Genomic DNA, 20,015 nt, shown 5'->3' on the forward strand with positions numbered 1-20,015 from the left:
ACCGCCGGCCGGCACCTTGGCGAAGGACTGGCCGGTGGCCGGGTCGAACACGTCCAGCGTGGCGCCGTCGCTGGCCTCCACCCAGGCCCCGCCGATCAGCAGGCGCTTGGGCTGGGCAAGGAAACGCCGGGTGTTCTCGTGCAGCAGTTCACTCGTGTGAGCATCCATGGTCTGTCTCCGTATGTGTCCTTGATGTGGGTAGCGGCGGCTTCAGAAGTTGAACAGCAGCACCGCCTGCAGATAGACGTTGCGCCTGCTGTTGCCCTGCAGGCTCTTCACGTCCTTGCCACGCGGCTCGTAGATGCCGAGCAGCGGCACGAAGGTGAGCTTGTCGTTGATCTCCCAGAAGGCGAACAGGTCGATCTCGCGCCCGTCCAGGTCGGCCGCGTCGCCGATCGAACGGATGTCCCAGTACTGCAGCGTGACCGCCAGATCCTCGCGCGGCGCCAGCGTCAGTTCCAGGCGATCCACCTTGTTGCCGCTGTTGGCCGGGCCGGCGTAGTTGGACGCGACTTCGCCCTGGAACCAGGTGCCCAGCCCGCGGCTGAGGCCGAAGAACAGCGGATCGAAGGCCTCGTTGCGGGTGGTCGAAGCCTTGTCGGCCGAGAAGCGCGCATGGCGGTAGTTCAGCGTCGGGCTCCAGGCGGCGTCAGCGAAGGTCCAGCCGCCCTCGACGAACCAGGCATCGGCGTCGTTCTTCACCGCGGTGTCGCCGCCGCGCTGGTCGACGTATTCGAAGGCCACGAACAGGTTGTCGACGCCCAGGCTGCCCTGGCCGCGCAGGTTGGCGATACGCATGCCGTCGCGCTGGTCGAAGATGCCCAGCCCGGCGCCCTTGTCGACGCCGAGCACCTTCATCCAGCTCAGGCCGAGCGTGCCATGGGTTTCGGACACGTACTCCAGGTTCAGCCCGCCCAGTTCGGTGTCCTGCTGGTAGGGGTTGTTCGACTTCAGCCAGAACACGTCGCCGCGCCACGGTCCGGCCGGGTCGATGCGCAGGATCGCGGTGTTGCCGAAGCTCTTCTTCGCCGCGAGGTAATAGGAGCCGCCGCGATCGACGTCGACGCCGAGCACGTCGAGCCCCTTGCCGAGGTTGACGCGGTCGGCGGCGATCAGGAAGCCGTCGCCGAGCTGGAACTGCTGGCGGCCGAAGGAGAAGTCGAACACCCCGCCCGCACTGCGCCAGCCGAGGTAGGCATCTTCGAGATCGACATCGCGCTCGCGCCCGGTCGTGTAGCCGCCGGCATCGCCGTCGCCCCAGGTGCCCTGCGCGATGGCGCCCAGGCCGCCGTACAGCTCGCCGTCGCCGGCACGGGTGCTGCCGGTCAGCACGCCGTGAATGAAGGCCTCGCGCCACTTCTTGCCGCCTTCGCCCAGATAGTCCTCACGGGTGGAAAAGGCCCCCGCCATGCCGTCCACACTCAGGCCCAACGAGCCCCGCTCGCCCTGGTAGAGGTCCAGCGCGTGTGCCGGCCCCAGGGCCGTCAGCCCGGCGGCCAGCACGGCCACCGCGTTCGTCCGAATACGCATTCCGTCGTCTCCTCGATCATGTATTTTTTGGTGCATATCCCTGCGGCGCTTGCGGCCGCACGGCCCCGCGGAACGGGGCCTTCGGCTCAGCGTATGAAGACCTGCCCGGTACCGAGCGACATGTCGCCGCCCGGCAGTTGCACCTTGCCCAGCTTGGCCAGCGAATCGGCGTCGTAGATGGCGATGTCGTTGAAGGTGCCGGTGAGGTAGAGCCGGCTGCCGTCGTGGTTGGTCAGCAGGGTGTAGTAGGTGTGCTCCAGTTCCACCGCCTGCAGCAGCTTGCGCTCGGCGATGTCGTACTTGGTCAGCCGGTGCAGCAGGCCGTAGATGATGTTGCGGTCCTTCGGCGAGCGCAGCCCGGTGAAGTAGATCTCGGTCAGCGGTCCGAACTCGCGCGCCTCGGCCTCGCCGCTCAGCAGGTTGACGTTGAGGTAGCCGTACTGGTATTCGGCCGTCTCCATGTCCTGCTTGCCGTCCTGGTATTCGGCGGTGGTGTAGAGGATCGTGAAGTCCCGCTGCGGCGTCTGCACCGGCCAGACGTAGAGCACGTCCAGCGGCGCGTGGGTGCTGCGGTTCCAGTCGCGGATCGGCAGCTTCACCTTCATCTCGCCGGTCTTCACGTCCACCGTGTACAGGTTCTGGCCGGCAAGGTAGAGGGTGCCGTCGGGCGCCGCCTGCATGATGGTGGACTGGCGCGGCGCCGGGAAGATGCGCACCGGGCGGGCATCGAGCCCCGCGCTGCTGTCATAGACCACGAAGCGCGGCTCGCCGACGCGGTAATGGTCGCGGTTGATCGTCGTCGGGTTCTGCACCGCGTACAGCTCCTTGCCGTCGGCGCTGACGGTGAAGGACGCGATGGACTTCGCCCGTTCGTTGTCGGCCAGCGACATCTCGGCGCGGAACGTCACCTTGCAGGAATCCAGCTCAATCCCGTAGATGGTGCCGAAGCGGTTGTTCAGGATGTAGGCGGTACGCCGGTCGGGCGAGATCTGCGTCAGGCCCGGACCGAAGGCATCGGGCAGCGTGCAGGTCTTGTAGACGCTGGCGGTCGCCACATCGACCACGTTCAGGTTGTTCGGGTAGTTCGCCACCATCAGGTACTCGCTGCCCGGCTGCAGCGCCAGCGACTCGTTGGCCGCGGCGGCCGGCATCGTGCTGCCGGCGACACAGGCGGCCACGGCGGCGGCGCGTGCACTGCGGCGCAGCGCGCCGCCGATCATCGTGTTCTTCATGTCTGCCCCCTTACAGCTTGTCGCCCGGGAACACCGAGCCGAGGTTGCGCCAGTCTTCGCGGGTATTGGCCGCATCCTTGTTCCAGTCCGGATAGGTGATCATCGTGTCCGGCACCTGGGCGGGCCACCAGCAGGGGTCGGCGCAGCCGTAGAGGTCGGACTCCATCGGCTGGCACAGCGAGGCCACGCCGCCGAAGGCGTCGACTTCCCAGCCGGGGTCCACCGTCGCCGTGCAGCCGGCGATCGCGCTCATCGCCACCACTTCCTCGACGCGGTCCTCGCCGACGGCCTGCTCCAGCAGCTTCGCCTTGTTGTTGATTGCCTTCAGATGTTTCATGACGCCCTCCTCGGGGAAATGTGCTGTTCGATGAAAGCCGGGTTGCCGGCCATGATGCGGCTGTAGACTTCGATGCCGAAATCCACCCAGTCGCGCATCAGATCGCAGTAGTGGTAGGTGGGGTGCGTGGCGTCGCCGTAGCGCGCGTAGCTCTCGTGGTAGCAGCCGCCCGAGCACAGGTTGCGGATGCGGCAGCTCGCGCAGCCGGTGCCGCTGCGGTCCAGGCGCTGCGACAGGAAGTCGCCCAGCTGCTCGCGCTCGATGCCGTCCCTGACGTTGCCGAAGGTCGGCAGTTCGGAGCCGGTGAAGCGGTGGCACAGGTTCAGCTCGCCCTTGTGGTCGACCGCCAGCATCTTCAGCCCGGCGCCGCAGGGCAGCAGCTTCTTGTGGCCTTCATGCATGTCGGTGATCAGCTGGTGCATGTTCGAGAAGCCGATGTTGCGCCCCTCCAGCGCCGCCTCCAGGTAGCGCCGGCCGAGCCGCTTCATGCCGTCGAAGACCTCGGCCACTTCCTCGTTGCTCAGGTTGAAGGTGCTGATGTCGCCCGAGGTCACCGGCGCGAAGCCGACTTCGGCGAAGCCCAGCTCGTTGAACAGGTGGTCCCAGATGCGCTCGACTTCGGTCGTGCCATGGGTCAGCGTCACCCGTGCGCCGACCGGCCGCGCGGTATAGCGCGACAGCAGGCGCTCGGCCTTGCGCCGCACGGTTTCGTAGGTGCCCTGGCCGCCGACCGTGAGCCGGTTGCGGTCGTGGATCGCCTTCGGGCCGTCGATGCTGATCGACAGGCCGAAGCGGTGGGCGTCGAGCCAGTCGATGGTGTCGTTGGAGAGCAGCGTGGCGTTCGTCGTCATGACGAAATCGACCTGCTTGCCCAGGCCGGCGAAGCGCTCCTCGCAGTAGGCCACCACCTCCTTGATCAGCGGCAGGTTGCTGAGGGGCTCGCCACCGAAGAAGACCACGTTGTAGCGCGGCTCGTCGGGCGATTCGCGCAGCAGCATCTCGATCGAATCGCGCGCGGTGTCGAAAGCCATCTTGCGGCCGGCCGAGGGCTTGTCGAGATCCTCCTTGTAGCAATAGGTGCAGCTCAGGTTGCAGCCGGTATTGACGTTGAGCACCACCGTCGTCAGCGGAAAGCGCTCGAACACGTGCGCGGCCGCCGCGCTGCCGGCCGGGCGGCCGTCGTCGACCAGTTCGAGCGCAACCAGGTCGCGGATCGCACCGGCGACGTCGTCGGCGTCGAACTCGGTGCGCAGGCCGTCGATCAGCGCCTCGGCGGTCAGGCTCTGGCGGCGGATGCGGTCGATCAAGGCTTCGGTCAGCGGATCGAGCGCGAACAGCGAACTGCTCGGAATGTGGAACAGCATGCGCGTGTCGTCGACGCGCAGTTCGTGCAGGTTGTGCTGCACCAGGTTCAAGACGGCACCCATCGGAGCCTCCTCAATCATCGGGATCGTGGGCGGCGGGACATCGCCCGCCGGGACGCGGAACACGGCACGCGGCCGCTCACGGAATCGGCGGGTTGTTCCAGCGCTGCGGCGCCACGATCAGCTGCCCTTCGCCGCGCACCGGCGTGCCGCCCTGCTCCACTTCGGCCACCACCTTCAGGTTGCCGACGTTGTTCGCCGACATCCGCCGCATGGGGTTGGGGCCGGCGCCGCCGGGCACGAAGACGCCGGTGGCTTCGTCCATCAGGCCGGCGAACTTCACGTCCTCGTCGCGCACCGCAACCTCGTCGAACGGCTCCACCGACCACCTGGCCGGCACCACGCCGATGCGGAAGTCGTCGCTGGTGCCGGGCTGGCCGTCCGGCCCCGCATCCCAGGCTTCGGCGTCGAAGCGGGCCTCGACCTTGGCGGTCGGCGTGCCGTTGCCGCCGATGCGGGCGACGGCATAGGCGGGCAGTACCTCGATCTTGCCGATGCGCTCGTACACCGCCAGGCTGGCGCCGCCGGCCTTGCCCACCGTCACCGGATGCACGCCGCGCGCCGCCGCCTCCGCGCGCACCCGCAGCACCACTTCGCCGGCCGAGCGCTTCACGGTTTCCAGCAGGCTCACGCCCGGCGGCAGGCCGACCTCGCCGTCGAGCTTCGAGCCGACGATGCGCAGTTCGCCTTCCTCACCCGCCTTCAGGTAGGCGGGATGCACCGCCAGCACGCGCGCGTTGCCGTCGCGCTGCAAGCTGGCGACGACGTCGGCCCCCACCTCGTCGTGGTCGCGCAGGAACATCCGCCCGCGCAGCACGCCGTCCTCCAGCGCGAACACCTGGCGCATCGGCGTGCCATCGACGACGAGGTCGGCACGCCATTCGTAGCCGGTGTAGATCAGCGCCTGGCCCTTGCCGGCCATCGGCTTGCCGTCGTCCCAGCGGCCCTCGAAGCTCAGCGCATGGAGATCCTGGCCCTTGCCGGCCGATACCTTCATGACGCCGGAGAAGCCGCCGCGGCCGGTCATGTGGCCGCTCAGGCTCCATTCGCCATCGACCGCCTGCGGCGCGCGCGCCTGCCAGGCTTTCCAGGCTTCCGACTCCAGCGGCAGCTTGCCGGCCAGATCGGGCACCACTTCCTTGAGCGCGATGCCCAGCCAGTCGCGGTCGCGGCCGAAGGCCTGGAACTCGGCGGTGGGGTACTGGCCGAGGTGGAAATGCACCAGGTGCTCCCATTCCGAGGCCGGGCGGCGCTGCAGCAGCACCCGCGCACCCGAGTGGCAGCGCGCGCACATCTGCGTGAACTGCTCGGACTCGAAGGCCTCCATGGTGTTCAGCCGGCGTTCGAGCGCATAGCGCGCCCCTTCGGTTTCGGACGGCGCCAGGCCCTGGGTATCGGCCAGATGCTTGACGACCGCGCGGCGCTCCTCGTCGGTGATCTTCAGGCCATGCACGATCTGCATGCGGGCAATCGACATCAGCCAGCCTTCGGGCGACTTGCGCTGGTCGGCGATGCGGCTGAAGCCCGCATCGGTTTCGGTGTGACAGGCCAGGCACTTTGCGCGCAGCAGGGCCTCGGCGGAAGCGGCGGCCACTGCCGGCGAGGACGCCAGCGCAAGGCCGACTGCGGCCACGCCGCTCATCGCGGCGGCAATTTTCGTGATCTTCAAGACCGGATCTCCTCTTGGTACCCGTGGATGAAGCATCCTCCGGCAGCGCGGCCAGGCCGTTCGCCATACGAAGGACACCGCAACGCTGCGCGGGCCGAGGACAAGCACCGGCCGGCTCGCTGCGGGCGAGCCGATCCTGCATCTCCTTTCTCCACCGGGGCGCGGCACGGGGCCGGCCTCCAGCCCTTCTGCGAGGGCCTGCGCAACATCGACATCTACCACCCGCCTGCCCCGGTCGCTGCCGGAGTCACGCGGAGGCTGGACAAATCCTAGGCGCGGCAAGGCGACCGGCGTTAGCCGAAAACGGCAAGCAGCCGGAACGCTACCGGCTTGCACAAGCTGCCCCTGCGTGCCATGCTGGCCTGAAAGACGGGCAAGCGATGAATCGCGCCCGTCCTTACGCCCCGCAGCCAGGGGCGCATAACGACAAGAACGATCGCCCATCGATCGAGTGAGGACGAGACATGTTCGCCACGCTGCACACGCCCGAAAGGCGAGGGCAATGAGCGCGGCCGCCAAGCCTATGGATGCGGGCGGCCCGATCGCAAGCACCGCTGCTCCCGGCACCACGGCCCCTTTCTCCTACACGCTGCGCGACACGCTGGACGCCGACGAGCATGCCGCCTGCCTGAGCAACTGGCAGCAGCAGTACGATCAGCTCAGCGCCGGCCTCTTCGCCGGGGAATTCGAGGAGTTCTGCTTCGGCAGGGTGCAGTTGTTCCGCGAGGCGCTCAACCAGTCGGTGCACCAGGCCGGCATCGCCTGGCCGGGCTCGCGCACCGTCGCGGTGCCGACGGTCATCGAAGGCACCGGCTGGTTCGGCGGCGAAACGTATTCCGCGGACACCATGCTGACACTCGGCGGCAGCGACGAGCTCGACTTCCGCACCCCGCGCCGGCTCGAGATCGTCGCCTGTACGGCGGACACGACGGCGCTCAACACCTATGCGCTGCAGGTGGAGCACCGCGACCTCGAAGCCGAACTTTCCGGGCGCACGACGGTACCGGCCAGCCCGCAGCAGATGGCGGATCTCGGCGCCCTGCTGACGACCATGATGGCCAGCCTGCGCGCCACGCCGGACCTGCTGCGCCACCCGCAGATGCGCACGGCGATGGAGCAGGCGCTGTTCGCCACCCTGCTCAACACGCTGCCGCCGGCAGCGGCCTCGCCCAGCCTCGCGCCTTCCTGTAGAACCCGCCAGTTCATCGTCGCGCGGGCGCGCGAATACATGGAAACGCACATCGACGAGCCGATCACCGTCGCCGACCTGTGCGTGAAGCTCGGCGTCTCGCGCCGCACGCTGCAATACAGCTTCCAGGACGTGCTCGACCTGAACCCGGTGAAATTCCTGCGCGCGATCCGCCTCAATGCCGTGCGCCGCGCCCTGAAGCAGGCCGGCGGCAACGAACGCGCCACCGTCGCGGACATTGCGGCACGCTGGGGATTCTGGCACCTGTCGCACTTCTCGGCCGACTACAAGGCCATGTTCGGCGAGCTGCCGTCGGAAACCCTGCGCCGCAGCGGATGACATACAACGAATTTATTCGACCATTAGCCCAAATTGGCAATCCGGGCCTCAGAAAATCCACTTCTGCGTGCGCATCCAGCCCGCGATTCGCACCGCGGCCTCGGCGCCGAGGCCGTCCAGGCCCTGCAGCACGGCTTCGGCGGGCCTGCCCGGCGCCGCCTGTACCGCCTTCAGCAAAGGCGCCAGCGGCACGCCGTCCAGATGCCACACGCCCAGCGGCTGGTCGGGCGTCACCACCACCTCCGCCTCGACGATGCGGCCCCCGCTCACCACCGGCCGGCGGGCGACTTCGACGGTGTCGGGCCTGACCTCGGCGTGCAGCGGCGCGCGGTCGGGCCAGCCGCGCCGCGCCGCCCAGAACGGCGATTGCGGCCAGCAGGTCTCCTGGGCGTAGAAGTCGCGGCCGATGCGGGCAAAGCGGTAGAACAGCTGCTCGATGCGCTGGCGGTGGAACTGCCGTGCAAGCTGCGCACGCGCCGGATCGTGGCGCAGCGTCGCCACCACCGCCGGCGCCTGCAGCGCCGACGACAAGGCCTGGAAGATGCCGTTGCCCGACAGGGGGTCGACCGCCATCGCCGCATCGCCGACGCGGATCCAGTCGTCGCCGGCCAGCACTTCGTTGAGTACCGGCGTGCTGGTCCGCGCATGGGGTTCGCCGACCGGCTCGGCGTCCCGCAGGAAAGGCGCGGCGGCATCGATGCCGCGCAAACGCGCGGCGCAGTAATCGGCCAGCGCCTTCTTCGGCGGCAGCGCGGCACTGCGCACGTCCAGCGTCAACTGCAGGTAGCGCCGGCCGTCGGCCAGCGCCGCCATCCACGCCCAGCCGTCCTCGCAGCTCTGCACCGCCGAATGCGCGCTGCCGGGCGGCCCCTGCCAGTACTGCAGCAGCGACACCGTTTCGGCGCCGCGCACCCGCGGCAGCCCGCCGCCCGGCGCGGCGCGGCCGCGGGCCTCGACGAGGAAATCCGCCACCAGGGTGCGCACGCCGTCCGCCGTCTCGACCCGGATCTCGTGGCGGCCCGGCGCGGATGCGGCTTCGGCGACATGGCCGCGCACCACCTTCACGCCCAGCCGTTGCAGGTCGTCCAGCACGCCACGGTCGAACGATTGGCGGTCGACGAGGCTTTCGGTATTCGCCTCGGACAGCGCACCGTTCCACAGCGCACGGCGCGGCGACGGCGGCGCGAAGGCGCGCAGGGCCTGCTCCAGCCCCAGCCCGCGCAAGGCTTCGAGCACGCGCGCCGACACGCCTTCCACCGCGGCGAAGCGGCGCGGCTCGCCCACCAGCGTGACCGGCTCGCCCATGCGCGCCAGCCCGATCGCCGCCGCCGCACCCGCCGGGCCGGCGCCGATCACGACGACTCCGTCAGCGGCCATGTTTCAGCTTCTCCCGTTTCAGGCTCTCCAGGTCTTCCACGCCATGGTAGCGCGCCTGCGCCGCCAGCCAGCCGGGCAGCGAAGCCGCGCTGCCGCCGGCCGCCAGGTGGCGCGCGGCCATGCCGCTGAGCCAGGCGCAGGCCATGCTGGCCCCGGCGCCGTCCAGGCCGCCGTCCAGCGGCCGCACGTAGGCGCCGTAATCCGCATGCGCGGCGCCGAGCGCGGCGATCTCGGCAGACGCCACACAGCGCGCATCGCCGGTCACCCGCAGCACGCCGGGAAAGCCCGCAGGATAGACCGGCTGGCCGCGCGCGGGCGCCGATGCGCACAGCACCACGCCCGCCGCCAGCGCACGCGCGCAGGCCGCCGCCAGCACCGGCCGCGGCTCGCGCAGGCCCAGGCTCAGGTTGATCAGCCGCGCATCCTCGTCCACCAGCCAGTCGATCGCCGCCGCCACCTGCGCGGCGGAAGTCGCCAGGCGCTCGCGGAACACCTGGGCGACCAGCAGTTCGGCCTGCGGCAGGCAATGCAGCAGGCCGTCGCCGACCCGGCTGCCGTGCCCGAGCCTGTCCGGCTCGGCAGGCACGCGGCGCGGCTCGCCGCCGTCTAGCACGAAGGCGGCGGCCGCGGCCACGTGCGGCGCCTGGGCGGCGGCGTGGCCGCTATCGACCACGCCGATGCGTATCCGCGCGCTCGTCCAGTCCTGATTCATCCAATGTCTCCGGCATCCGCCAGCACCGCCAGCCGTCCCGCCTGCAGGCGCACCCGCAGCTCGCAGCCGGCCAGCGTCGCCGGGCGATGGCTGATGAGGATGCGGGTGCGGCCGGCGAACAGCGCATCCACCTCGGCGATGATGCCGGCCTCGGTCGCCTCATCGACGGCCGACGTGGCCTCGTCGAGCACCAGCACGCAGGGTTGCTGCAACAGCGCGCGCGCGATCGCGATGCGCTGGCGCTGGCCGCCGGAAAGCTGCTGGCCGCGCTCGCCCAGCGGCGTGTCCAGGCCCTGCGGCAGGCGCTCGACGAGTTCGTCCAGCCGCGCCCGCTGCGCGGCCTCGCGCACCGCCGCATCGTCGGCCTGCGGCGCGGCATAGCGGATGTTGTCGGCGAGGGTGCCGCGGAACAGCACGATGTCCTGGCTGACCACCGCCACCGCGCGCCGCAGCTCGCCGAGCCCGAGCTGGCGCAGGTCGGTGCCGTCGAGCCGGATCGCGCCCCCGGCCGGATCGTAGTGGCGGTGCAGCAGGTCGATCAGCGTCGATTTGCCGGCGCCCGAGGCGCCGGTCAGCGCCACTTTCGCACCGGCCGGGATCGACAGGCTGGCACCGTCGAGCACCGCGTCGGCCCGCTCCGCATGGCGGAACACCACCTCGTCGAACTCGATCGCGCCGCGCCATGAGCGCGGTGCCGGCTGCACGGCGGGCCGCGGCTCGGCGGCGCCCTGATCGGCGACCTCGGCCGGTACCTCGCGCAGCTCGCTGACCCGCATCAGGCTCACGCTCATGCGCTGGATGGCGACGTACAGCCCGAGCAGGCTGTTGACCGGGCCGGTCGCCATGCCCAGGTAGGTGGAGAACGCGATCAGCGCGCCGAGCTGCCAGCTGCCTTCGATCACCCACCAGCCGCCGATCAGGAAAGCCGCCGCGCGCGTCAGCGAAGTCAGCGTGGACGGCACGGCCTGGGTGAAGAACTCGGTGCGCTGCAGCCGCAGCAAGTCGTCGAGATAGCGCCCGCCCAGGCCGTCGAGCCGCGCGCGCTCGTCGGCTTCACGCCGCGAGGCCTGAATGAACTTCATCGCCGGCAGCGTCTCGACCAGGAAGCTCGACACGTCCGCCGCGCGCTCGCGCACGGTGCGCGTGCGCGCTTCCACCTTGCGCCGCATCCAGCGCAGCCAGGCCGCCTCGAGCGGCACCAAGACCAGCACCAGCAGCGACAGCTGCCACGACAGGCTCAGCATCAACACCAGCGCGCCGACCAGGCCGATGACGCTGCTGACCGCGGCGAACAGGCTGTCGACGGCGAAGCGCTGGATTTCCGCCACGTCGCCGTCGAGGCGCGACATCAGGTCGCCCATGCGCTGGCGGCCGTAGAAAGCCGGCGACAGGGTCTGCAGGTGGCGGTAGAGATCGCTGCGCAGCGCGAACAGGATGCGGCCGGACAGGCGGGTGTGCAATTGCCGGTTGACGCCGGCCAGCACGGTGCCGGCAATGCCGGCCAGCACCATGCCGCAGGCGACTGCCACCAGGGTCGGATAGTCGCGCGCGAGCAGGCCGTCGTCGATCAGCATCTTGGTCAGCCACGGCTGCAACAGCACCAGCAGGGTCGCGCACAGCGACAGCAGCAGCAGCCCGGCGATCGCGCGCCGCTGCGGCCGCACGAAGCCGTACAGCCAGCGCAGGCCGCGGCGCAGTTCGTCCGGCCGCTCGGTGTGGACCAAGCGGCTCAACACGGGACGCCCTCAAGCAGTTGCATGCCCCATCCTTGCGACCGGCGGGCTAACCTGGCCCGTTCCATTTCTCCGATCAACCAAATCACCAAGGTCAAGCCCGAGGAGAGGCTGGCGAGCACTCGCAGGTCCTTGCACCCTTCTCACCACCCGAGTTCCAGGTTAATTCGGCGACTATTGATATAGGGCAGAGCAGACTCATCGTGGTGCTTTCCGAAGCGCGTGAAGGGATCAGCATGCATGTCAACCGGTTGCTAAACAATAGATAAACTCATCGCGGGCATCAGCGCAACGACCGGCTGGCACTAAGCCGCGAGCCATGGATGCTCACCTGGATACACATCAAAGGCGAGGAGGGGCGACGGCCAGGGACTGGCGAAGCGCTTCCAGGCTGCGGCGGCCGATTCTGCGGGACGGGCCACGCAGGCGGGCGCCGCGCCTGGGGAGTCAGAAGCTGCGCGTCAGGTGGACCAGCCACTTGCCCGACGCCGTGTTCTTGCAGTGCCGGCCGTCGTCGCACACGGTATAGAGCGGCTTGTCGGCGTCGGTGTCGACCCAGGCGAGTCCCGCCTGCCAGCCGCCGTCGAAGCTTTTTTCCACACCGATCTTCCAGTCGGTGAAGTTGTATTCGCCATAGTTACGCACGTACTGGTGGCCGACGTGGGCACTGACGGTCCAGCCGGGCAGGAATTCATGCGCCAGATTGGCCTCGACGTAGTACGAGCCCTTCGAATCGCCCCGCCCCAGGCCGAAGGATTTGTCGTTGAAACCGAAGTAGTCGCCCAGGGTGTGCGAATACTTGAGGTTCAGGAACTTCCACGTGACGCCGGCGTAGAGTTCCAGCGTGTCGTACTTTTCGCCCGTGCCATCGATCCTGCCGCCGGGGAAGATGAACTGCAGCAGGCCGATGTCGTAGCTGACGTCGCCAATGGTGTTCGCGTAGCCGCCATAGACGTCGATTTCGCCCGATGCATCGTTGAGTGCATCGTCGCTGACGCTGGTGCCCCACACGCCGAGGTAGAGTCCGCTCTCATGCGCCAGGTCAAAGCCGCCCTGCATGGCGGGTCTTTTCTGGGAATACGAGATGCCGCGGAACACGTACTGCGAAACCAGGCTGACGTTCGCGCTGGGGGCAAGGGGCGGCGTGGCCGTGTCGCTGGCATGCACGGCGGAGGCCGCGGCCAGCAGGCTTGCGAGCAGGGCGTTCAGGGCCGTGCGTTTGATGTATGGCTTCACTTCGGGTGTCTCCTTGATTTGTTGTGGGCCGGTGGGGGCGGTTAGAGGCGCTCGGAAGCGCCGGGTTGTGGGCCCCGGGCAATGCCGGGGTGCTGCTGCCTGCGAGGCGCCCGGGAAGTCGTGCAAGCTTGGCAACGGTGTCAGGCGAGGTCCGGCGCGGGTTTTGGAGGCCGGGGGCGTGGTACGAATGCGAGCCACAGCGCACCGGCCAGGGTCAGCGTCAGGCCGAGCCAGAGCAGCGAGATGAACGGGAAGTGGCGCAGCACCACTGTCGCCTGTGGAGTCTGTGGCCCGCCTTCGAGGGCGGCCACGGCCGCGGCGGGGGACACCCACAACTGCACGTCGCGCGCCCAGCCGCGTTCGATGAAGGGGTGCAGCACGTAGCCTGGGGAATCGGCATAGCGCGCGTAGCGGTAATCGAGGATCTCGCAGATTTCGCGCATCGGGCCGCTGTAGCCTTCGATGGCACTGCGGCCGTCGCGGTACAGGGTCTGGCCGCTGACGAGGCTTTGCGAAGGCGTCAGCAGCTCGATGTGGGCGAAGGCGCGGAAGCCGTCGCCGTCCGCGCGGCCGCCGTCGGCCGTGCGCTCGACATCGACGCCGGTGACGCGGAAGGCGTAGCCATGATGGTCGCGCTGCCAGTCGTCTGACAGGGTGATGACGTGCTGCGAGTAGCCGTTGAGTGCCGTCGACAGCAGGGCGCCCCACAGCGCGCACATTGCCCCCACATGCACCAGCCCGACGGCGAGGACGTAGCCCCTGGCGCTCGTCCTTGCTGCCGTCCGGATGCTCCAGGCACTCGCCGCCAGGGCCAGGTAGGCACCCGCCGCGAGGCTGGCGTCGATGCGCGGCAGCACTGCGACGATCCGTTGCGACAGCACCCCGGTGCCGGTGTATTCGTGCGTCAGCAGGCCGCCTTCGAGCCAGACGCCACCGCAGGCGAGCGCCGCCAGCGCCAGCGATATCCAGCCCAGCCGCGGCGACAGGCGGCGCATGAAGAACCAGCCGCCGAGCAGGCCGATGAGGATCAGTGGGTACAGCGCCGCCCGTGCCAGCGCGTAGCCGTCCACGTCCCACTGCGAGAAGGCCGCCCTCAGCGCCGGCAGCTCGCTGCCGCGCGCCCAGCCGGCCAGCGTGGCGAAGAAGGGCTTCAGGTCGTCCGGCCGCGGCAGTTCCTGGGCGCTGGCATGGAAGGCCCAGGCCAGATGCGCGGCGGCGGCGGCCGCGACGACGGCGAAGGCATACTGGGTGAGCCGCAGGCCCCACGCGGCGAACCCCTGGCGCAGCGGTGTGGGCGCGACGCGGGTGCGTCCGCGCCACCACATCGCCGCGCCGGCGGCCGCGAGCAGCGCGGCGAGGGCGAAATACACCGGTGCGCTGGCCGCGCCGACATAGCGGTGCGAACTGGCGAGCGCCTCGTGCCGGGTCACGCCCATGGCGACCAGGGTGAGCACCGCCGCGAATAGCGCGGCTGCCGGCATCCAGCGCCATGCCGGCCGTCCCGCCCGCCAGCCCGGGACACCGTGCAGGTGGGCACCGAGCAGACACCAGACGGCGAAGACCGCCGTCTGCACCGGGTCCCAGTGCCAGACCAGGCCGTACATCGCATCCTCGAAAGCCCACACCATGCCGAAGCCGATGCCGGCGGTGAGCAGCATCCAGGCGCGGCGCGCGCGCATGTGTGCATCGTGCGGCCACTGGGCGGCGTGGCCACCGAGCGCGGCCAGGGCCGGCGCGGCGAGCGCCAGTGTCCACGCGTAGGCCGCCAGCACCAGCGGCGCATGCAGCAGCATCCAGATCTTCATCAGGTGGGCGTTCATACCCTGCGATGCCGCCTGCGCCAGCAGCTCGGCGGGCGTGGCGGAGAACGGCCCCAGCCAGGCGGCGAGCAGCGCGATGGCTGCGGCGATGAGTGCGGTGGCGTCGACGAGCATGGGCTGGCCGCGGCCGCGTGCCGCCAGGCTGGCGCAGAAGGCCGCCAGCAACAGCGTCGTGCCTTCGTCGCCGCCCCATACGTTACCCAGCTTCAGGTGCGGCGGCAGTTCGGCGCCGCTGTAGAGCCAGACGTAGCGCACTTCGAAACGGTCGCCGAGCAGCAGCAGGGCAAGTCCGAGCAGCGTGCCCCACAGCAGCGCCGCCGCGGCCCGTGCCCAGGCCGCGCGGCCATCTGACCGCAGGCCGGCGGCAAGCGCACACAGGCCAGCGCCCAGCACCGCCAGGTTGCCGGCGGCGGGCAGCGCGGCGCACGACAGCGCGGCAGCCGGCAGGGCGAGCCAGATCGCCGGGCGGGCGTTCGTTCGGTGGTCATGCATGACTCGGCTCCGGAAGGGGCGCCGCGCCCGGCGCGGCGCCATGTGCGGCATGGGCTTGCATGGCGCCGGCCGGCCTCAGCGGCGCACCAACCGCATCGAGCTGAGCACCTGATCGCCGCGGCCGACGATGATGGTGCCCTTCTTCTCCAGCGTGTCGCTGTCATGGACGACGATTTCGTTGATGGTGCCGCCGATGTACAGCTCCTTGCCGTCGGACGACACATTGACGGTGTAGAAGGTGTGGTCGAGATCCACCCGCTTGAGCAGCGTGTTGGTGTCGAGGTCGGTCTTGGTGAGCTGGGTGTACACTGTGTAGGCCTCGTTGCGGCGCACCGGGTTGATGGCGGTGGAGAAGAACATCACCGTCGCGTCCTCGAACTCGGAGAAGCGCACCCTGTCCTTCTCGATGTCCAGCGCCCAAATGCCGGCCCGCAGCGACTCCTTGCCATCCTTGTCCTTGTGCGTGATGAAATAGGGCGTGGCGAACTCGTTGGCCTGCTCGAACTGCGGCGACACCGACAGCGAGTCCGGCTCGCCGTAGCCTTCGCGCTTCCAGCTCTTCCACGGGTGCGAGCCGATCTGCTCGCCGGTCTTCGGGTCGAGCACCAGCATGTCCCAGGTGAAGGTGTACAGGCGCTTGTAGTCGGGCGAATAGGCCAACGTAGTCGCCCGACGCGGGGCGGGCAGCTTGCGCACCGGCTGGGCATTGGTGCCAGCGCCGGTATCGTAGATGGCGATGTACGGGTCCAGCACCTCGTATTCGCCCGGCTTCAGGCGCGTCGGATTGACGTATACCGCCAGTTCCTTGCCGTCCGGGCTGACGTCGATGGCGAAATGCGCCTTGGCGCGGATGTCGGGCGTGGACAGCTCGGCGCGGAAGACTTCCTTGCCAGTGTCCAGGTCGATGCCGGACACGCTTTCCCAGCGGTTGTGGATGGCGTAGGCCACCTTGCCGTCCCGCGATACTGCGATGCCGGCGACGCTGTTGCCCGGCGCGGTATTGGGGATTTCGTGGGTCTTGACCACCTGGCGCGCCTCGGCGTCGACGACGACCAGCTTGTTGGGGCGCACCGCGGTGACGAGGTAGTCCTTGGCGGCCAGGCTGGCCTGGCTGAGCAGGCTCATGCCGAGGCCGACGATGCCGAGCGTAAATGCCTTGCGCAGGGTCGATTGCTGCTTGTTTTTCATTGCGAGAGTCTCCTGGCGCGGTAGCCGTGCCGCCGCGCCGTATGCATTGGCGGGATTCGTGAGGCCGGCTTCTCTTTTATTTGGGGAAAACCGACTGCAGCTTGGTCCAGTCCTGCACGGCGGCGTCCTTGTCGGTCGCCCAGTCGGTGTAGTTGTGCAGGGTGTCGGGCACCTGCGCCGGCCACCAGCAGGGATCGGCGCAGCCGTAGAGGTCGGCTTCCATCGGCTGGCACAGCCCGGCGACGCCGAGGAAGGCGTCGACTTCCCAGCCCGGGTCGAAGGTCGTGGCGCAGCCGACGACCGTCTGCATGGCCATCACTTCCTCGGCCTCGCTGCCGCCCTTGGCGACCGCCACCTCGACCTGGTGGGCCTTCGCGTTCATCGCTTTCATGTGCTTCATAGCTGGATACTCCTCGTGCTCAGGTGTTGTCTGAAAAAGCCCGGGTTCTTGACCAGGATTTCCGTATAGATCTCGATACCGAAGTCCACCCAGTCGCGCATCAGGTCGCAGTAGTGGTAGGTGGGGGACAAGGGGTCGCCGAAGTGGGCATAGGACTCGTGGTAGCAGCCACCGGCGCACAGGTTGCGGATGCGGCAGGTGGAGCAGCCCTTGTCGGCGCGGTCGGTGGCCTTTTCCAGGAAGGCGCCGAGCGCCTCCTTGGCGATGCCCTCGTCGACGTTGCCGAAGCGCGGCATGTCTGAACCGGTGAAGCGATGGCACAGGTTCAGGTCGCCCTTGTGGTCCACCGCCAGCAGGCCGACGCCGGCGCCGCAGGGCAGGGCCTTCTTGCGCCCCTCGTACAGATCGCTCATCAACTGGTGCATGTTGGAGAAGCCGTTGTTCTCGCCTCGCAGCGCCGCGTCGCGATAGTCGCGGCCAAGCGCCCTCATGCCGTCGAAGACCGCCTGCAGCTCGCCGGCGTCCAGGTTGAACGCCGTCAGCGGCCCCGAGGTGGCGGGCGCGAACCCGACCTCGAAGAAGCCCAGCTCGCCCTTCAGGTGCTTGTGGATGGCGAGCACGTCGGTGTAGCCCGCGGTCATCGTCACGCGCACGCCGACCGGCTTGGAACGGTAGCGTTCCAGCAGCATCCGTGCCTTGGACGCCACCACCGAGTAGGTGCCCTTGCCGCCGACGGTGAGCCGGCGGCGGTTGTGCACAGCCTCGGGGCCGTCCATGCTGATCGACAGGCCAAAGCGGTGGTGGTCGAGGTAGTCGACGATTTCCTCGGTCAGCAGCGTGGCGTTGGTGGTCATCGAAAAGTCGACGTGCTTGCCTTCCTCTGCGCAGCGCTGCTCGGTGTAGTCCACCACCTGCTTGATCAGCGTCAGGTTGGTCAGCGGCTCGCCGCCGAAGAAGATGACGTTGATGCGGTCGTGGACGGCGCCTTCGGCGAGCAGCAGTTCGATGCTCTTGCACGCGGTGTCGAAGTTCATTCGGCGTCCCTTGGCCGGGACGTCCAGATCCTCCTTGTAGCAATAGGTACAGCTCAGATTGCAGCCGGTGTTGACGTTCAGCACCACGGTGCTGATCGGGAAGGAACGGATCTCGGTGCGCAGGCCCAGGTCGGGGCCGGCGGGGGCGTCGCACAGGATCGACAGCTCGCGAAAGCTCTCGAAGGTCTGCGCCAGGTCGGATGCCGTGACGCGGCCGTCGAAGCGTTCGCGCATGCCATCCAGCGAGACGCGGTCGTTTTCCTTCAGGAAGTCGAGTAGCGAGCCGCCCACCTCGTCCAGCTCGAACAGGCCGCTGGATGGGATGTGGAACAGCATCCGCCGCTCGGGCAGCTTCACGTCGTGGAAGCTGTGGCGGTTGACGAACAAGGTGGTCATGGGGTCGGCTCCTTTGCGTGCCTCAGCGCAGCGGCGGATCGTTCCAGCGCTGCAGGGTCACGATCAGGTGCTTGCTGGCGCTGAGCTTGCGTCCGGCGTCGTCGACGGTCGCCGTCACCGCAAGCTCGCCGGCGTTGTTGGTGCCGAACCTGCGCTTGGGGTTGGGGCCGGCATCGCCGGGGATGAACAGGCCGTCCGCCCGCAGGGTGCCGGCGTAGGCCGTGTCCTGCATCTCTTCGGCGAAGGCGTTGGCGTTGGCCATCGACCAGGTGGCGGGGAAGTAGCCCAGACGGATGTCGTCGGCCGTGCCCTGCTTGCCGTCGGGGCCGAAGGCGTAGCCCACGCTCTCGAACTGGACCGGGACTTTCGGCAGCGGGCCCTTGCCGCCGCCGACCACGGCCATCGCCTGCTCCGGTTCAACGGCCACGTAGTCGACGTTCCGGTAGAGGGCGAGCCCCTGTTGCAGGCGGGCGTTGCCCACCGCTGCGGCGCGCACGCCGTCCTTGCCTGTGGCATCGGCCTGCGCTTCGACCACCACCTTGCCGGCGGTGCGCTCGACCACCCTGGCGATCGTGATGCCGTCGCCCAGGCTCACGTCGCCCGACAGGTTGTTGCCGTAGAGGGTGACGCGCTGGGTCGTGCCGGCCTTGATGTGGGTCGGTTCGACCGCCAGCAGGCGCTCGGCCGAGCCCTTGCCGCTGCGGGCGGCGAGCAGGCGGCCGCCGATCGCATCGATGCCGTTCTCGTACCAGCGGCCGGACAGCGTCTGGCCGTCGGGCGACAGCGTGAACACCTGGCGCACGTCCATGCCGCCCTGCTTGACGGAGGCACGCCACTCGTAGCCGGTGTAGATGATGGCTTCGCCCTCGGCGGTTTCGCGCTGGCCGTCGGTATAGTCGAACTGGAACTTCACCTTGTAGCGGTCGGCGCCGGCGCGCTCGGCCTCGATCGTCGCCACGCCTTCGTAGGCGCCGCGGCCGGGGCGGTGGCCGACGAAACGCCAGGTGCCGGCGGCGCTGGCCTGCTCGTGCTGCTGCCATTGCTGCCAGGCAGCGCTGTCGTTGGGGTACAGCTTGCCGAGGATTGCCGGCACCTTCGTCGTCGCCAGTTCCCACCAGTTGCGGTCGCGGCCGCCGGCCTGGATCTCGGTCACCGGATACTGGCCCACGTGGTAGTGGGGCAGCTTGGCCCAGTCGGTTTCGGTGCGGCGCTGCAGTGCGATGCGGCCGTAGGAGTGACAGCGCGCACACGTGTCGAAGGCCAGCTTGGCTTCGCCCTGCACGCTTTCGACCCGGTTGAAGTCGCGCTCGATCAGGTAGCGGTAGCCGTCGGTTTCCTGGGGCGCCAGGCCGCGCGTGTCGGCCAGGTACTTGACGACCGCCGCACGCTCGTCGGCGCTCAGCTTCACGCCGTGGCTGATGATCATCCGCGCCACCGTCATGTCCCAGCCTTCGGGGGTGCGCCGGCTGTCGCCGATGCGGGCCAGTTGCCCATCTTCGGCCGGTGCGTGGCAGGTGATGCACTTGCTGTTGACCAGGGCTTCGCCCTGCGGCGCGGCCTGTGCCGGGGCGGCGAGAAGAGGGGCCGCCAAGCTCGCGGCCAGCGCGAGCATGCGGGGTTTTCTCCCGTGTACTTTCTCCATTGAGTGGTCTCCTTCGTGAATCTGGATTGGCGTGGCCGCGCATGGGCAGGCGGCTTCGATGTCGAGCGGCGGTGCAGCCCATACCGGGCGCCGCGAAACGACTATAGGAGGAAAGGCGTCCGGGACTTATCGGGAAACGGCCAGAGGCGGCGGCCGCCATATCAAGAATCGGCCACGTGTTTTCATGCGTGGAAGCGAGGACCGCCGGGCGCGGAAATACCCCGCCGCGCGTGGGGACGGAACCGGCAGATGCTCGGGGAGCAGG

Annotated in this window: 15 protein-coding genes; 1 reads left to right on the plus strand and 14 read right to left on the minus strand. The window is 68.9% G+C overall.

The window, feature by feature from the left end; translation table 11 throughout:
- Positions 1-210 precede the first annotated feature (210 nt).
- The 5 genes from TBU01S_RS20870 to peaA (TBU01S_RS20890) all read right to left on the minus strand — a co-directional run bounded on the left by TBU01S_RS20870 (position 211) and on the right by peaA (TBU01S_RS20890) (position 6,192).
- Positions 211-1,530 carry an alginate export family protein gene (locus tag TBU01S_RS20870; protein ID WP_068639424.1) on the minus strand — a complete coding sequence of 440 codons (1,320 nt, stop codon included), beginning with the start codon at positions 1,528-1,530 and terminating at the stop codon, positions 211-213.
- Between the two features lie 86 nt (positions 1,531-1,616).
- Complete coding sequence (peaD, locus tag TBU01S_RS20875; protein WP_174524560.1) at positions 1,617-2,762, minus strand: quinohemoprotein amine dehydrogenase subunit beta; 1,146 nt, start codon at positions 2,760-2,762, stop codon at positions 1,617-1,619.
- Between the two features lie 10 nt (positions 2,763-2,772).
- A complete protein-coding gene (qhpC, locus tag TBU01S_RS20880) occupies positions 2,773-3,099 on the minus strand; it encodes a quinohemoprotein amine dehydrogenase subunit gamma (protein WP_068639426.1) in 327 nt (108 codons plus the stop codon).
- Positions 3,096-4,526 (minus strand): quinohemoprotein amine dehydrogenase maturation protein, encoded by a 1,431-nt coding sequence (gene peaB, locus TBU01S_RS20885; RefSeq protein ID WP_068639427.1) that lies wholly within the window; start codon positions 4,524-4,526, stop codon positions 3,096-3,098. Before peaB (TBU01S_RS20885) ends, qhpC (TBU01S_RS20880) begins: the two co-directional genes overlap by 4 nt.
- Before the next feature lie 76 nt (positions 4,527-4,602).
- Positions 4,603-6,192: a quinohemoprotein amine dehydrogenase subunit alpha gene (gene peaA / locus TBU01S_RS20890; RefSeq protein WP_068639428.1), complete on the minus strand. Its 1,590-nt coding sequence runs from the start codon at positions 6,190-6,192 to the stop codon at positions 4,603-4,605.
- Positions 6,193-6,694: 502 nt separating this feature from the next.
- On the opposite strand from peaA (TBU01S_RS20890), the gene TBU01S_RS20895 reads away from it, so the two are divergent.
- Positions 6,695-7,720 carry a helix-turn-helix domain-containing protein gene (locus tag TBU01S_RS20895; protein ID WP_083953768.1) on the plus strand — a complete coding sequence of 342 codons (1,026 nt, stop codon included), beginning with the start codon at positions 6,695-6,697 and terminating at the stop codon, positions 7,718-7,720.
- A gap of 48 nt (positions 7,721-7,768) precedes the next feature.
- Here the strand turns inward: TBU01S_RS20895 and qhpG are convergent, their stop codons facing one another.
- The 9 genes from qhpG to peaA (TBU01S_RS20940) all read right to left on the minus strand — a co-directional run bounded on the left by qhpG (position 7,769) and on the right by peaA (TBU01S_RS20940) (position 19,750).
- Positions 7,769-9,097, minus strand: a complete 1,329-nt coding sequence (gene qhpG, locus TBU01S_RS20900) for a flavin-dependent monooxygenase QhpG (protein ID WP_068639430.1) — start codon at positions 9,095-9,097, stop codon at positions 7,769-7,771.
- Positions 9,087-9,809: a subtilisin-like serine protease QhpE gene (qhpE, locus tag TBU01S_RS20905; protein ID WP_068639431.1), complete on the minus strand. Its 723-nt coding sequence runs from the start codon at positions 9,807-9,809 to the stop codon at positions 9,087-9,089. Before qhpE ends, qhpG begins: the two co-directional genes overlap by 11 nt.
- Positions 9,806-11,545 carry an ABC transporter ATP-binding protein gene (locus TBU01S_RS20910; RefSeq protein WP_068639432.1) on the minus strand — a complete coding sequence of 580 codons (1,740 nt, stop codon included), beginning with the start codon at positions 11,543-11,545 and terminating at the stop codon, positions 9,806-9,808. Before TBU01S_RS20910 ends, qhpE begins: the two co-directional genes overlap by 4 nt.
- A gap of 444 nt (positions 11,546-11,989) precedes the next feature.
- A complete protein-coding gene (locus tag TBU01S_RS20915; protein WP_068639433.1) occupies positions 11,990-12,778 on the minus strand; it encodes a TorF family putative porin in 789 nt (262 codons plus the stop codon).
- A gap of 140 nt (positions 12,779-12,918) precedes the next feature.
- Positions 12,919-15,090, minus strand: a complete 2,172-nt coding sequence (ccsA, locus tag TBU01S_RS20920; RefSeq protein WP_068639434.1) for a cytochrome c biogenesis protein CcsA — start codon at positions 15,088-15,090, stop codon at positions 12,919-12,921.
- Positions 15,091-15,165: 75 nt separating this feature from the next.
- Complete coding sequence (peaD, locus tag TBU01S_RS20925; protein WP_068639435.1) at positions 15,166-16,278, minus strand: quinohemoprotein amine dehydrogenase subunit beta; 1,113 nt, start codon at positions 16,276-16,278, stop codon at positions 15,166-15,168.
- Between the two features lie 76 nt (positions 16,279-16,354).
- Entirely contained in the window at positions 16,355-16,678 is a 324-nt protein-coding gene (qhpC, locus tag TBU01S_RS20930) for a quinohemoprotein amine dehydrogenase subunit gamma (protein WP_068639436.1), read from the minus strand.
- A complete protein-coding gene (peaB, locus tag TBU01S_RS20935) occupies positions 16,675-18,108 on the minus strand; it encodes a quinohemoprotein amine dehydrogenase maturation protein (protein ID WP_068639437.1) in 1,434 nt (477 codons plus the stop codon). The genes qhpC (TBU01S_RS20930) and peaB (TBU01S_RS20935) overlap by 4 nt, the downstream gene beginning before the upstream one ends.
- Positions 18,109-18,130: 22 nt before the next feature.
- A complete protein-coding gene (gene peaA, locus TBU01S_RS20940; protein WP_068639438.1) occupies positions 18,131-19,750 on the minus strand; it encodes a quinohemoprotein amine dehydrogenase subunit alpha in 1,620 nt (539 codons plus the stop codon).
- Positions 19,751-20,015: the final 265 nt, after the last annotated feature.

The organism is Thauera butanivorans NBRC 103042 (genome assembly GCF_001591165.1).
Taxonomy (GTDB): domain Bacteria; phylum Pseudomonadota; class Gammaproteobacteria; order Burkholderiales; family Rhodocyclaceae; genus Thauera; species Thauera butanivorans.